The sequence below is a fragment of the Chitinophaga sp. H8 genome (assembly GCF_040567655.1).
Taxonomy (GTDB): domain Bacteria; phylum Bacteroidota; class Bacteroidia; order Chitinophagales; family Chitinophagaceae; genus Chitinophaga; species Chitinophaga defluvii.
The window spans coordinates 2,119,999-2,135,700 of sequence record NZ_JBEXAC010000002.1 but is presented as its reverse complement, the minus strand read 5'-3'; the positions used below and the strand labels follow the sequence as shown (position 1 = coordinate 2,135,700).

Annotated in this window: 12 protein-coding genes; 7 read left to right on the top strand and 5 right to left on the bottom strand. The window is 36.5% G+C overall.

Translation table 11 applies throughout. The features are described 5' to 3' along the window. Positions 1-157 precede the first annotated feature (157 nt). From ABR189_RS22510 to ABR189_RS22500, 3 genes are all read left to right on the top strand, one after another. Complete coding sequence (locus ABR189_RS22510; protein ID WP_354662741.1) at positions 158-1,153, top strand: helix-turn-helix domain-containing protein; 996 nt, start codon at positions 158-160, stop codon at positions 1,151-1,153. Positions 1,154-1,164: 11 nt separating this feature from the next. Continuing rightward, complete coding sequence (locus ABR189_RS22505; protein ID WP_354662740.1) at positions 1,165-1,566, top strand: hypothetical protein; 402 nt, start codon at positions 1,165-1,167, stop codon at positions 1,564-1,566. A gap of 62 nt (positions 1,567-1,628) precedes the next feature. Then, on the top strand, positions 1,629-2,003 hold the full coding sequence (locus ABR189_RS22500; protein WP_354662739.1) for a hypothetical protein: 375 nt from the start codon (positions 1,629-1,631) through the stop codon (positions 2,001-2,003). A 566-nt stretch (positions 2,004-2,569) separates the two neighbouring features. Here the strand turns inward: ABR189_RS22500 and ABR189_RS22495 are convergent. Continuing rightward, positions 2,570-3,235: a hypothetical protein gene (locus ABR189_RS22495; RefSeq protein ID WP_354662738.1), complete on the bottom strand. Its 666-nt coding sequence runs from the start codon at positions 3,233-3,235 to the stop codon at positions 2,570-2,572. Between the two features lie 1,391 nt (positions 3,236-4,626). Here ABR189_RS22495 and ABR189_RS22490 point away from each other — a divergent pair. From ABR189_RS22490 to ABR189_RS22475, 4 genes are all read left to right on the top strand, one after another. Further along, positions 4,627-5,001, top strand: a complete 375-nt coding sequence (locus ABR189_RS22490; RefSeq protein ID WP_354662737.1) for a hypothetical protein — start codon at positions 4,627-4,629, stop codon at positions 4,999-5,001. Positions 5,002-5,246: 245 nt separating this feature from the next. Next, positions 5,247-5,693 (top strand): MauE/DoxX family redox-associated membrane protein, encoded by a 447-nt coding sequence (locus tag ABR189_RS22485; RefSeq protein WP_354662736.1) that lies wholly within the window; start codon positions 5,247-5,249, stop codon positions 5,691-5,693. A 150-nt stretch (positions 5,694-5,843) separates the two neighbouring features. Next, positions 5,844-6,212, top strand: coding sequence for a hypothetical protein (locus ABR189_RS22480; RefSeq protein WP_354662735.1), 369 nt, complete (start codon positions 5,844-5,846; stop codon positions 6,210-6,212). A gap of 290 nt (positions 6,213-6,502) precedes the next feature. Continuing rightward, the gene (locus ABR189_RS22475; RefSeq protein ID WP_354662734.1) at positions 6,503-7,594 is read left to right on the top strand and encodes a hypothetical protein; all 1,092 of its coding nucleotides are present in this window, start codon (positions 6,503-6,505) and stop codon (positions 7,592-7,594) included. A 365-nt stretch (positions 7,595-7,959) separates the two neighbouring features. Here the strand turns inward: ABR189_RS22475 and ABR189_RS22470 are convergent, their stop codons facing one another. Genes ABR189_RS22470 through ABR189_RS22455 form a run of 4 tightly spaced genes read right to left on the bottom strand, consistent with a single transcriptional unit; the run spans position 7,960 to position 15,258 of the window. Then, complete coding sequence (locus tag ABR189_RS22470; RefSeq protein ID WP_354662733.1) at positions 7,960-9,102, bottom strand: redoxin domain-containing protein; 1,143 nt, start codon at positions 9,100-9,102, stop codon at positions 7,960-7,962. A 51-nt stretch (positions 9,103-9,153) separates the two neighbouring features. After that, positions 9,154-10,557, bottom strand: a complete 1,404-nt coding sequence (locus ABR189_RS22465) for a TlpA family protein disulfide reductase (protein ID WP_354662732.1) — start codon at positions 10,555-10,557, stop codon at positions 9,154-9,156. A gap of 45 nt (positions 10,558-10,602) precedes the next feature. Continuing rightward, positions 10,603-12,003, bottom strand: coding sequence for a RagB/SusD family nutrient uptake outer membrane protein (locus ABR189_RS22460; RefSeq protein ID WP_354662731.1), 1,401 nt, complete (start codon positions 12,001-12,003; stop codon positions 10,603-10,605). 27 nt (positions 12,004-12,030) lie between these two features. Beyond that, positions 12,031-15,258 (bottom strand): SusC/RagA family TonB-linked outer membrane protein, encoded by a 3,228-nt coding sequence (locus ABR189_RS22455; RefSeq protein ID WP_354662730.1) that lies wholly within the window; start codon positions 15,256-15,258, stop codon positions 12,031-12,033. Positions 15,259-15,702: the final 444 nt, after the last annotated feature.

Below are 15,702 nucleotides of genomic sequence, written 5' to 3'. Positions count from 1 at the left end.
AGCCGCATGCATGGCGTGGAAAGTCAAAAAACCATCTAATTGCTAGGCTGTCAATCAGTTATTGAAACTTTTTTGTAACTGATGTGCCATTGCAGGGGGGTATCTTAATTTGCATAGACCCTCAAAATGTATTTTTTAACCATAAACGACACCGGTAATGGTTTTTGAAGTAAAGTTGCCATGTATTGAAACCCGTAATTCCACCTGTATCCCTTCATCTTATAAAAAATACAGGATTTCCTATGCGCAGGCCGCTTTTACCACAGGTGATTTTGGAGAGATCTTATCGCAGGAAATCTCCGCCGACTTTTACACCTGCTGGTATCACCAGTATTTTATCCGGGAAGGCGCTACCCTGCCTGTGAGCACTACACAATCAGAATTATCCCTGCATTTTATGCTCAAGGGACAGCTGGACATTATCGCACCTGGTGCGGAGCCACGTACAGATCATGAAGGGCAGTATAACCTGGAGTATGTGCCGGCTACCACCTACGATATCCACTTTGCTGCGGGCGACTACCAGTCGTTCCACATCAACTTCAGCGCGGCCTACCTGGAAAAGCTGCAATGCGCCTATCCGGTGCTGGAGCAGTTGCTGGCCAGGGCACAGGACAACCTGGGCGGGGCTATCAACAAATGCCCCTGTGTGGTGGATACGCGGGTACTTACCCTTATCAAAAGCATCCTGCAGTGCGAGGAGCCTGGCGAAGCCCGCAAGATCTTCCTAGCCTGCAAGGTGAATGAGCTGCTGCTATATGCTCTCAAAGAGGTATCGGCTATCAGCCAGGTAAAGGAAACCCAGCTTTCGCAGCGGGATATCGGCAAGATACAGGCTGCCAATGCCTATATCATGCAAAACCTGGATGCCCATCTCACCATTCCTGAGCTGGCTACCAAGTTTTGCATTGCTACTACCCGGCTGAGCAGTGGGTTTAAACAGCTGTATAATACTACCATCATGCGGTTTATCCTGCAGCAGCGTATGGAAAAGGCGATGGAGGCACTACAGGAGCCTGGCTGCTATGTGGGCGATATCTACCTGACAGTAGGGTATCAAAACTTTTCCAATTTTACCCGGGCCTTTACCGGGTACTTTGGGCATTCCCCCCTGCATTTCCGGAAAAATGCACAGGTGGCTTGTAGTTTGTGAAATATCAGCTTATGCAACTTATACAACCAGGTTTTTCACTACTGGCAGCCTTGCTGGCGGTGGGGATCACAGTGGCTACCCGTGCCACCGTTTTCCGGCATGCGCCTGTTGCCCCCGATGTAGCAGATTGCTATACCCACATCACCTATGGCACACTACCTGCCTGCAAGGCTGCCCACCTGGTTATCAATCAATCTCCCTTTCCGGGGCTGGAAGCACTGGATCAACCAGTATTGCAAGCTTCCGAAGGGATCTCCGAATCCAATATCTGTGCAGAAGGAGGGGATATGTTTTGCTGTGCCAAAGTAATGGTGAGCAGGGCACCTATCTGTGCTCATCAGCCAAAGATCCGGCTGCCGGACAGTACGCAGCACTATGTGAAAATTGTGACGATCTATGGGATGCGGCCGTAATACACTTTATCATCAGTTTTTTTTGTCATCCTCATACTTTCATTTTTAAACCAATTTTCACCATGAAAAAAATGCAAATCAAGTTCTCTTTTCTCGTTGCTATTGCTACCATCGCAATTACTATCGCCGACAAAGCAGGTGCTTTTACCCCTAAGCCACTGGCCCCATCAGCTGTAGACTGCTATACCCGGAACCTGAACGGGTACAGCCAGCCGCTACTTCAAAATTGTAACCAGGCTATCCTGGACCTGACAGGTCAATGCCTGTCTACCAGCCCTACCACGGCTATTGACCCTTCGGAATGTGGCTCTTCGGGATCTTATTTCTGTTGTGCCCAGCTCGTTAAAAACACCAGCTGCCCAATTCCCGTAAGGCCAGATCACATGTCTACCAGCGGGTATATCGTATCGCAAGTTTATTGCAGAACGCAGCCTTAATCAGGATGGTATCATCTCCTGAAAAAGTCCGATATCCTGCAGCCGGTGATGACCAATATTATCATTTAAATGACCATTACTGTCAAGGATATTTCACAACACTAGTAAACAGCAGTGCGAAGGAAATTCCTGATGTGTAAACGAATTATATTCTTCGCCCCCTTACTTATGATGGTGAGCGGGATATGACAGGATACTATTGTAATTTCAATGTAGCTTGTTCACAAAAAGTTGTCTGAGATCTTCTACTGTAGGTAGCAGATTATCAGACAACTTTTTATGTCTATGAACAATGTTTTTGTGTATCTATAATAACGATGTCCGGGTGGATAGTTTTCGAACAAACACCTCCGTTTTTTTCCAGAACCGGACCGTTTCCTGTTTTTCACTTTTATGGTGTTACTGACAGCCTACTATATTTCCCCGAAAATATACCTACGAAAGGACATTCATATCAAACGGGACCGTTATTACATAGTAGTTGTACTGGTAATATCCCGGCGGTAATTCTGCAGCAGCAAACAAACATGCTATCCTAATAGCTCCCTCGCAATACTGATTTTTTCCTAATACCCTTTTTCTGCTAACTTATTAATCAATTTCCGCTTATTTTTATTAAACAAGACATTGCTCTCATATCTTTTAAAGTAGCTAACAGCCATCCGGATTTTCTTAAACTCACGTAACATTTTTTCTCCTTCTAATGGATCTACTTTAACCTCCACGGTTTTCCACTTATAATGCACATGAGAATTACGATCGTTTACCAGTTTTTCTATCGTTTGCCGATGCTCTGATTTAATTTTTTGCAGGTCCAACAAGGGAAGCATCCATGTTAGCTTTCCATGAATATTAATTGCTCTTATCATATCGTTTCTATCCTTTTCATCCATTCCCCTTTTCAGGCCTTGATGATGAATCAGGTTATTTAATGAATGTTCAAAGAACATTGTATATATTACCACTGCTAATTGGTATTCTTTCAGTTGATAACAATTTTCTGCATGTTTAATCAGACTTTCCCTGTAGTCAATTGTGACTTCAAGATCCATATTTTCAGTGATAAGCAATATCTTTTTCGCAAACGCTTCATTAGATAATAATAAATCCTGCTCCCTCAAATACCCCTTTGCGAATAGATTTTGGATAATTATCCTGGTCATTTTATTCAAAAACCTGCTATCCTTAGGATTGTCCCATACTGTCTTATTTGGAATTGCGTCAGTTCCCATATTATTTATGATTTCGTTTTCCCTATTTTATCATTGATGTCTTGTTTCCACCCATACATCAAAATCTTCACACTAGTTATTGCAATAATCAGCAGTATCTTTCACTACTTAGTTAACTATTAGTTAATGATTTATCTTCTATTTAAACTCCTGGTGAAGCCCAGAAGTTCAACATGGAGGTATCCGCTATCGGGTTAGGAAGCCCGACTTTCCACCAGGATACTGGCGAAAGACTCTACATTACTACCATTCTTCTGAGGATCGGGTTAAACGTGCGGTTTATCGTATAATAGTATATGAAATATGATTGAGGCAGCCTGAGATGTAGATGATATCTATCTAACGGTAGACTATCAGATCTTTTCCAATTTTACTCAGGCCTTTACCGGTACTTGAGACATTCCCTCTCACAATTCCGGAAAACATACCGGAAAACATCCCTGAAAATTGTGCAATCTGTGGAATGCAAGCATAATACCTAGCCAGTCCTATTTTTATCATCAGGTCTTTTTTGTCATCCTCATACTTTCATTTTCAAACAATTTCCACCATAAAAAAAACAAATCAAGTTTTATATCCTCGTTGCTTTTGCTACCATTGCACCTACTATTGCCGCCAAAGCAGATGCTTTTACCTCTAAGCCATTGGCGCTATCTGCTGTAGACTGATACAGCCAGAATCTGAACGGGTACAGCCAACCTCTACTTCAAAATTGTAATCAGGCTATCCTGGATCTGACTGGTCAATGCCTGTCTACCAGCCCTACCACGGCTATTGATCCTTTCCTATCCTCGCAAGTATAATTGTTAGCATTCCACTTAGGTAGTCTATCTCCCCAATCATATTCCATTTTCTTGTATTACTCTTTAGTAGAAATCAAACATTCCTTCAGAATGGTTGAGATTTTATCTCATATAACTACCATTTTTGTTAAAATATCAATATATATTACGGGGACTTTAAAATGTAACAATATATATCATAGTTAATTTTCTTCATCCTTCATTTTTTCATTCTTGCTTTTAGACACCAGAAGATCCCCAACAATTATATATCCCATTTGATTTCAATCACTCAATACAGCTTCGTTTTCTATAAAAAAAACATATTAACATCGTATTAACTTGCTACTTAAAAAATGTTTATACTTTCATTATGTTTTATTATGCAAAGTGAATCATTTGACCTATTTCAAATCCCATTTTCTAAGATAGAGGGTTTCTAAAGCGAAGAATCCGAGGTCATCTTAAAGCAAATCATTGTCACTAATATCATAACCTATTCCTTTCAATAATTATTTAAAAAGAGATTTCCATAGTAATAGAATATGTAATTGAAATATATCAATTTCCATTTATTTACGATCTCAACAACAGTTAAATCTTAAAATCATGAAACTATTAAAACCCAATGTAGCAAGTATTATTGCTTTCTTAACAATTAGCATCACCCTTGTAGCAAATGCAAATAGATTCAAGCATAATAGGTTAACTCTGGCTGATTTTGTTGATTGCTATACCACAGTTACTTATAAGGATTCTAGCCTTGGTTGTAATGCCTTTAATCTTGTAATCAATCAATCACTTTGCCCTGGCCTTACTATTGTAGGAAAAGGAGCTTCATTATTTATCGATCCAGTTGACCCAGAAATAGAATGCCCTCCTACAGGCACCATTTTTTGCTGCGCTAAAATCAGGTCAATTGCAACGGTTAAATGTGGGCAATTCAACGAAATAACACAGATATACTGTAAAGAAGCACAATAGGAAAGCTCTCATTTTTTCACTTCTATTTTCTCACAGTAATAAGCAAAAAAAACAATTCGCACTTATCAATTTAATCATCAAATTTTCACAATGATAAATAATTTCATTTCAAACTGATAAACATAGTTCAATAAAACAAACGAGCTTTATAATAATGAAAAATACAACATATTTAAAGTGGACGAATCTTAGTACAAATTGTATGCTATATCAAAAACTTATAAATCCTAACCAAAGAATTTCTTATGCGTTTTCGTAAAATCTCTCTTGAAATAATTGTTGCTTTATTAATTATTCTATTTATATATACAGGGCTCAACAAGATGCTAGACTATACGAACTTCAAGTTTCAGCTCGGTCGATCTCCTTTCATTCAGTCCATGTCAGGGTTTATAGCCGCCACACTGCCAGCAGGAGAAATATTGGTGGCTACACTTCTTGTATTCAAACCCACTCGTATGCTTGGCCTATATGCATCATTTATTTTAATGGCCCTATTTACTGGATATATTTGGTTAATGTTACACTATGCATATGATTTACCTTGTAGTTGTGGGGGAGTTTTAGCTGTCTTATCGTGGAAAGATCATTTAATATTCAATGGAGTATTTACAATAATATCATTAATAGGTATTCTTCTACAAGGAAAAAACAATTCAATAACATCTTCTCCTACACACAAAATTGCTTAAAATAAGAATCCAACTATTAACACTTATATCAAAATAAATATTTCATTACATGTTAATTTTCAATTCATTGCGCAATACAAACAGTTTGCCTTCACTGTATAAACTTTAGGCTAATCTTTCTGATTCTTTAACAAATTAAATCCTTTAATCATGAAACGTTTTAAAATTGGCTTCGCTGCTATTATTGCTATCCTAGCTATCAGTGCAACTATTGCTTCTTATGCCGGCGCTTTCAAAGCAACAAAAGCTGCTCCAGCAACAGTTGCTGACTGTTATACAAACGCAGCCTATCTTGATCCTGCAACTGGTTGTTCAGCTGTTACTCTTGTAAACTGCCCACCAGCCTCTGTAATCGACAAACCAATCCAATCTGGATTTTCTAATCCAGTTGATGCCGCCCTAGCTTGTGATGGCGTACAGGATGTATTTTGCTGTGCAAGAATTAAGACAGGTCAACCACCGCTTTGTGGTACTACTACAAGAATTTCAGCAGTATTCTGTAAATCAGCACAACCTTAATACTCTTTATAAAAATAGCACGCCAACGAATATATTTTTGTTGGCGTGCACTTTATTATTCTCATTTCTCTTTACATACTTTAAGGTTTCATCTAAACTTCCGTTAAGAAAATGAATCAATAGCGTCTGGTATTAGAGTATACTTTTCTATTATGAAAAATAAAATGAATACACTTAATCAAATTTACTAAAGATATAAATCATGTAAAAATCAACTTCACATTATAACATTTCAACTTATTAAAAAAACGCCTTCTGATAACCATTCTTAACTAACAGTTTAACGCTACATGAAAAAAAGTATTCTTTTAACTATCCTACTGTCCCTATGTGGGGTAATTGCAGTATTATCATTCTTGCTGTTTTCGACGGAGATGCCTAATCAAAAAAACAATGGCTTTACTAGAAAATGGCTATCTAACGCTATTGTACCTCTGCATTCCGCCGCCACTACCGCGCTAATAAGTAAAATAAATGGAAGTACTAATACTCATATATTTTTTTCAAGCACCGACCCCAGATGGATACTTATGACAGATAAGTCTTTAAATATAAAAGACACATTAACCTTTGGTATCAATCCAACGCAAGAATTACTTTCTAATACAATAACAGTAGACTCTCCCAATGTATATATATATGCTAACAATATATCCTATCTAATATCTGGAAGGATCGGCACCAGTTATCTTGATACCACCAAACTATCTACCCCCTTATTTACGCGTAGTGCACGTGTGTCCCCTGAACTACTAGTTATAAGAGGACTAGATAGTGCACAAACTCACTTAGTATTTAAACAAATAAATTGCATTACAGGAAAAGTAGGAAAACAAGCTATGATTTTAGAAGATAAGCAAGATGGAGGTTTCTCTACTGATGGCTACTTGCAATATGATTCTTTAAATAAAGCGCTATTGTACCTTGAAATGTATCAAAATCGATTCTTTTGCTTAGATACAAATTTGAATATTATTTATATTGGTAAAACAATTGATACCTGCGCAACAAATTTAATATCTATTAAGCCTGTGCACTCCGGGGATGAAACAAAATTAATGCCCTCTACACCTCGTCAAGAAATAAATAAAGGATCTTTTACTCACAATGGATATTTATTTGTTATGTCCAACCTACGAGCAGACAATGAATCATTAATAGATTTTAATCAAAATACCAGTATTGATGTTTACGAAATAAAAAGCGGAACTTATCTAGGAAGCTTTCATATTCCAAAAAACAAGGGAAAAAATGCAATTGCCGTTCAAGCAAATGACAACTCCCTAATTGTTTTATATAAAGGAGGACAAGTATCTACTTTTCAATTAAATTCTCATTTTACCACCAATAAACAACAACCCACCTTAAGCAAAAGAATTTAAGGTTGGGATACTTATAATCTGAAGTTGTTCAATCAAGACAAATCGGGTTTCCAAATATCTCTAAAATCTACTTTAAACAACATGCATCTTCCTACATCCTGAGAAATTGTCTCTAATGAGTTTTAACCTTGGCCCAAGGAAACGTGTTGTTTAATTTTACACCTAATATTAAAAATAGTTATTTCTACAAATCGTTTTCTAGCGAAGAAACAGACCGATATTCATACACCTAAGTACGTCAAGTAAAACTAAAAAAGGTATACATTGGTAACATATCAATTAACTCTATCACTTAGCCAATTAGAAATGTATCAATTTCATTCCTCAAGTTTATATGCGTGCTAAAACAACTAATGCACAAATATTCACCTATTTATAAGTCTACGTAGTTTCTCAATCAATTCTTCCCCTCTTAAATCAGTCGCAATAATCTTTCCTTTTTTATCTAACAAAAAGGTAGCAGGAATAGACTTAATATTAAATGCAGTTGCAACAGAATTATTTTTTGTATCAATCATATGATACCAAGGCATAGTATCTTTAATAATTGCCTTCTTCCAATCAGTCTCGTTGGTATCCATAGTTATACTTAGCACATTAAATCCCTTATCATGAAATAGAGCATAAGCTTTCCTAACGTTAGGAGTTTCATCTCTGCAAGGTCTACACCAGCTGGCCCAAAAATCAAGTAATGTAAATTCACCCTTACTTACGACTTCTTTCAACGACAGTAAATCCCCATCTACATTTCTCTTCGAGAAGTCCCCAACTATACTTCCCTCTTTTACCTCGCCTATCTTTAATCTGTCATTTAAAGCCACTCCAAAAAAACTCTTCTTAGCATCCGGAGATAGTTCATCATACAGCATCTTCATTTCTGGGAAATCAAATACACCTTCCATAGTCAAAATTAAATGCGCAATATACAATGATCTCAAATGCTCTTCAATGTACTTTCTAGAAAGTGATTTCCGCCTATTCTCCAACATCTTTTTCTTTTCCAGAAATTCTTTAACTTGCAAATTAGCCGAATTTGAATCAGTCGCATTTTTAGCCAATGCTAAAGATGTATACGCTTTGTCTAACATCGAAATATTATCACTTAATCCTTTATTCCATTCAGCGAACAGTTTATTCACCTCTATATACTCATTATGTGGCTCGGATCCTACCAAATGCAGACTAGGCCAAACATTCATTTTCCCCGTGAGAGTCATCTTACTATTTACTAACAATAAAGCAACACTTGGCTTCTTTGAAATAAGAGTATCTAACTTTATAAAGTAAGCATTTGTCCCTAAATTTATTCTCCCTTTGAACACAAAACCTTCTTTCTTTGAAATGCATCTTGCTACTGTATCCTTACCCCTATTTGTAGTTAGATAAATATTTGTCCCATCCTCAAGTCCTTCAATTTTCCCATGTAGTACAAATCCTGAACCATCTTGAGCATAGGTATGTACTTTAAAACAAAAAAAGAGAGCTATTAAAAAAAATATCTTTAACATTGTTTTAATTTATTCGTTAACTGAAATATCATATTAGTCTTCTTGTCTATTTTATATTTCTTTTTCAAGCACAAGTACCTCTACTTTACGAACTTCCTCTTTTACACCTAAGCCATATTTTTCTAATTCCTTATTCATCGCTTGAACGTCCTTAAAACTAGATTTCAATATCATATCAATCTTCTTCTCAGGACTTATATGTGTCTCATCAACAAATATCGGATCTTCTCTTTTCAAATAATTTCCTCTAAAGGAAATCACAAATCGCTGAAATATGCAATTGTTAAATATCTTACCTTTCTCAGTACCTGTATCCTCGTATACACTATCCCCTCCTTTTGTTTTTAGCCTATCGTCTTTATTAGTACGAAATAATATTACGTGTGGTATAGGCCTAACTTCTAATCTTCCATTCATTCCAAAGAATCTTTTCAAATCCTCTCTCATAATATATCGAAAACGTTCCGCATCATAGTATGGAATTGATGCCGCATAAATAAATGTATAATTTTCTGCCCATTTATTTCTATACAAAGAAGTACTATCTCTAGGATCGTAATATTCAGCACCTCCATTATCTATGACAACCCTCGTTCCCTCAGGAACATTGTAGGCATTTGCGTAAAGTAAGGGGACTGATTGTTGAATAAAAATAAATCCTTTTTGCTTCTTTGTTATAGAGTCTAATAATAAACTAATTCCAACTTTATTATACCCCTTAATTTTTCTCATAATCAAGGAATAATATTTTGAAGAAAGCCCTGCTTCTCCATCCTCCCACTCACCTCTATCACTAGAATCCATTGGACTGAATCCAAGATTTGATGAAGAGATTTTTGTATAGTAAAGCAAATCCTTTAAAAACATTCCATTATTTATTGTTAACAAAGAAGAATAAGAATCCAGATCAAATCCAATTAGATCTTCTCTAATAGGCACCTTTAATGGCCTACCCGCTATTAAGTCTTGTATATTTTCAGAAGTCGCCGCAGTGCCATTTGTTGTGGCTTTAACTATTCCATTTTTATCTATCCAAACAGCATACGGCTCTCCCATATGCGGAAATAACATTCGCAAATCTTGATTTTTCCCCAATATCATTGGCAAAGTTGTATTTTTTACAATAGGTGAATTCTGAAACAGCTTATTTAATTCATTTGTAGTTTCATAACCAATTAGTAAAACCTGAATATCGTCCTTAAATTTCTCTTGAAATTGCTGCATTTTAGGAAAAGCCGCAATGCAATTGGTACATGATTTATTCCAAAAGTCCAGAATAATGCTTTTTCCTTTAAAATCAGAAAGCTTTCTCATAGTACCAGGGTAATTAATAACTTCAGAGAATGCCACATCTGGCATCTTATCTCCTATAAATAATCTCCTCGATTTTTCCTGTGCATAACTACTTACCATTAGTACAATGCAAAAAACCAACGTTATAATTCTGCATCTCATGTTAATCCATTAATATATTAGTTCAATTAAAACTATGCCTTTTTCTTATTTACCCCAGCCCAAATTTTGGGTCATACCAGTTATTTGAATTATATCATCTGGTATAGGCAGAGTGTATTTAAAACTCTCAGGTTCTAGGGTGTAAGTAGTCCCAGAAATAATTCGATTAATAGTGATTTTAAAACGTTCATCCTGGTTAAGTCGACGCAAATCACTCCATCTCAATCCGCGTAGCAACAATTCTTTTTTACGTTCATTTAGCACTTGCCTTAAAGCATCCTCTGCATCAATAGCTGTAAATTCCTTAAATGTTTCCGCTTTCCACCGTTTCCTCAACAAATTATTCAAATCTTCCATAGCTGCTTTTGAATTACCAGATCGAGCATTAGACTCTGCTCGAATTAAATACACCTCATCAGAAGCTAAGCCTGTAAACAACAATACAGTACCTGTATAAGTCCCCTTTGACTTCACTTCTCCTGTTGTTAAATTTTTTGTAAAAAAAATCTCCTTTCGTAAATCGTTACTATCATACAAATCATATAATTCGGGGTCAATAATCATAGCTGCACGAATAGATCTATACGAAAGCATCCTTGAGTGAAAAATCACTTCTGGATTAAATATAGTAAAGGGTTGAGCATCTGTAGTACTTAAAATATTATAATCTAGTAAGGTATTAAAATTTTTCAGGCATGAATCTGCAAATTTTTTTGCATTTACATAATCTTGCATACAAAGGTATGTCCTTGCTAATAAGGCAAAAACAGCAGGTCTAGACGCTCTTGTTTTAAATAAAGGTGTAGCTGGCAATAATGTCTCTGCTGTGAGTAAATCGTTTATAATTTGCTCGTAGGTTTCTTTTACAGAAGATCTTTTACTAGGAATATTAATATCAGATTCTAGTCGCAACGGAATACTAAGGTCTGTATTAGCTGTTGTTACATTATATGGTGGAGCAAATACTTGCGCTAAGTCGAAAAAATTTTTGGCCCGATGAAAAAGAGCTTGCCCCTTAATACTATTCCATAGCAACTGTTCTTCATTATTAGCAGGAGTTAATTTCTTTACTCCATCTAATATTGTATTACAATAATAAATTCTTGGATATGCGCCTATATCATTATTACTTGCCCAATCCGCAACAGTAATATACGGTTTTCCATATGACCAAGTATATGCATTGTACTCTGTATCTCCAAGACGCTGAGCATCTGCATCTTTGATGCTATGTCCATCTGATCCAATTTCTCCTAAAGCAATTGTACTACCATTCAAAACCCCAACATTGTCAAGTAATGCCTGCATATCTTTCAAAGTACTGGGCACCGCAAGAGATTTATCTGTTTTTACATCATACCACTCACCTTTTTTACACCCCAAGGTAGATATCAAAATAAAACCAAAGCAATAGCCCTTAATACACTTGACACTTATATACCTCATGATTACTAATTTAGTTAAATAAGCATATTAAAAATTTATATTTACTCCTGCCGCAATAGTTCTTGGTGATGGGATTCTCAAACTTCCATAGTCCGGATCGATCCCTTTTTTATTGGCCCTCCATAAGATGCCAATATTATTTGCATATACATATACTTGAATACTTTCAAATGGAAATAATTTAATTACTTCTCTATTTAAGTCATAACTTACCCTTACATCTTGCAAACGTATATGATCTCCCTTTTCCACAAGCACACTTGCTTTAGAGTATACATTATCTTGACTATAAGGAGACACTGGTAAAGACGGAACATCTGTACTTCTTTCATCTCCAGGTTTTTGCCAACGTAAGCCATAGTCCCCATGCCCTCCCCAACTATCAAAAAGATTAGCATAGTTAATAGAACTTCGTCTAAAATAATATCCCAGTTTATATAAAATATTAAAAGACAATGAAATATGATTCCAGGAAAAAGTATTTCGTACTGAACCAAATATCTTAGGTGTACTCGGACCACTATAAAGAACATCAGCTTGTTTAGCATTTGATGCGTTTTCAAAATTTGAAATGCTATCACCTAAATAAACAAGAGGGGCGCCGGTATTAGGATCCAATCCCGCCCATCGATAACTACTTATCTTATACAATGGCTGACCTATAATTGGATTACCTTCAACAAGGTAAAAGGAAGTTTGATTGCTAGCTGGTTGTATGCCGTAATCTGTAACCTTATTACTAGTATAGCTGAATAGAATAGTGCTATACCATTGTATATTCCTCACCAAATTATGAGTATTTAAAACCCAATCCACACCTTCTCCCATAATACTAGCACGGTTGCCTGTAAAATTTAATACTCCAGTTGTTGGATCTGTTATCACTGGTCCCAATAAATCCAGACCTCTTTTATGATAATAGTCTATACTTCCCCCTACCCTATTTTTGAACAACTCAAAGTCTATTCCAACATTTATCATTTTTATTCTTTCCCATCTCAATTGTGGATTTGAAGGCGTATTGATTGTGGCATATTGCGCATTAGCAGATGCATCTGTTCCTGTTGCATACATAATTGTAGCAAAGGCTGATGCTCCGGAGTTTGTATTGCCATTATATCCATAAGTAGCCCTTAATTTTAAATAAGGCGCCCAATTAATTCTTTGAAAAAAGACCTCTTGGGAGACCACCCAAGCCAGGCCAGCTGACCATAAGGGAACTCTACGTTGATTAGCTTTTACACCAAAGAAATTAGATTGATCAATACGTCCACTTCCTGTAAGTATGTATTTATTCATAAAAGTATAGCCCCCATTAGCATAATAGCTCCCATAACGATTAAGGCTCCCCCCTATACTATTCCCACTGGAAATCCTAAATGCTGCACCTGTTGGTCGTGTAGTAAAAAAATTTGTAGGATCAACTTGTTGTAAGGTTGATAATTCGCTATCATATCCATACCCTTGATTACTAGTATTAGTAGTACTTGTTTCCCTAATTTCCATCCCACTCAATACTTCAATTACATGTTGCCCCCATGTATGTTGAAAATTTAATTGCCCCCTAAGGCTTTGTGAAGTTTGTTCATTATTATTTATAAAAATGCTCCCCCCTAGTGGTACTGGATAAATCACATTTCCAGTAGAAGCATCCACATCCATGAATTGATTAATCAAATCTCGAACATGATAGCTATTCTGTCCTTCGATATTTTTTTGATTAGCTAATATCTTTTGATACTGATATTGTATTTGTGCACTTAATCCTTTAATTACAGTATATTTTATAGCCCCCCCTAAACGTGTATCATATTGCATAATGTTTTTATCACTATACTTAACTTCTTCCAATGGACGATAATGCCAATCAAGCAGCCCAGGATAACGCGCTGTATCCACATATGCCATCCTATAACCATCAATGGGCTTAGGAATAGCCAAAGCATTTCCATTTTCATCTGCAAGTTGTGTATAAGGGGCCACCTGCTGGCCATTAGGTAATAGAGCCTGATAATTGATTCCATTGTTTATCGTTTTGCTTTGTGTGTATGTTATAAAGCCGTTTATTTCAAGATTAGTGATGGGACGATATGTATTATCTAACCTCATACTTAATCGATTATAAGAATCGCCTTTATTATTGCTTTGATTCTTATCATACCCTAATGATCCATAATATGTAAAAGCGTTGGAACCGCCAGAAATATTTAATGCATATTGTTGATTAATGCTATTTTGTAACATATATTTTTCAATATCATTCCGAACATCGTGTTTTTCCAGTCTCGCGATTCTATCATCTGCTTCTTTTTGGCTAATTTTACCGCTCCGCGCTGCTAACAAAATCTCGGCTACTGGTGGCAAAGCTGGATAGTAATTAAAACTAGGATAGTCATCATCATATGTATTATAAAAACCTTCTGCGAATCGCTTTTTTTCAAAAGAAATTTCATCAGCGCTAGATATTAGAGGGGTATAAAACAAATTGGGCTTTTTTCCAACCGTAATACTATTACTAAATTGTATCCTTGACTTCCCACTTAGCCCTCTTTTGGTAGTTATCACAATTACCCCGTTTCCGGCACGCACTCCCCATATAGCCGCCGCCGCTGCATCCTTCAAAACAGTAATACTTTCTACATCATTTGGATTTAGATTATTTAAGTCTCCATCATATGGAAAATTATCAACCACTATTAATGGTTGCGTATTAGCATTGATTGTGCTAATTCCTCTTATTTGGAAGCCAGTTGCATTTCTATTATTTGTTAAGCCACTAGTGATATTCTCAATTCTGTCCAGCACATTCGTACTAACCTGCCTATTAAACAGCGCATTATCTATCTGCACAAAAGATCCGGTAGCCTTTCCTGGCGACACCTTCCCATAACCTGTTGAGTACACCTCCACATTTCTCAACACAGTCGCACCAGTTTCCATTCCTATGCTTAATCCCTTGCTCTTCACTTCTGCCAGAATAAACTTATTATTATACCCCACAAAACTCACCGCTAAACTATCCTTCCCTGGCACAGCAAGAATACTAAACATACCGTCCTTATCCGTGACGCGATTAATCGCCTGCCCCTTTATCTGTACAGTCGCTCCTTCAAGAGGTTCCCCTTTCTCTCCTACTACTTTACCGGTGATGATTTTTTTGACCTCTTGTGCGTAAATGCTAGAGACCAACAACAGAAATACTCCCAGAAGAAAGCACGAAGCTATCCTCATGACATTTGTAGATGTAGGGTGCATTGGTTTTTGATTTTGTGGTGAACGATTTGTGGTTGATTTCCGATATGCGCCCTTAATAGTCATTTTGAGAGTAGGAGTATTTTAAAGACCAGGCATTACTACACCCGCAAGCATTTGAAATAAATGTTTTAGTGTACGATAAATCGTAATGATCCTTGATCCGGTTTAGTAGATAGTATTTGTTGCCGTTTACTTTGAACATACCTGTATTAGGTCAGGTAGTTTCTATTTGGTTTGGTATTTGGTTGGTTCGTCCTTTCTTTCAAGCTAGTCTCCATACGAAACACAGCTGCAAAGTGACCTTTTTTGTATTTTTGCCGGTTAATTTAATGTGAACAAAAAAAACCGACTAGTTAATCTTTGGTTAACATACTATCCGGAATCCTCTATTTTTACAGACATCAAATATCTCTATTACCCACAGGCATTTCCACGTCAAAAACC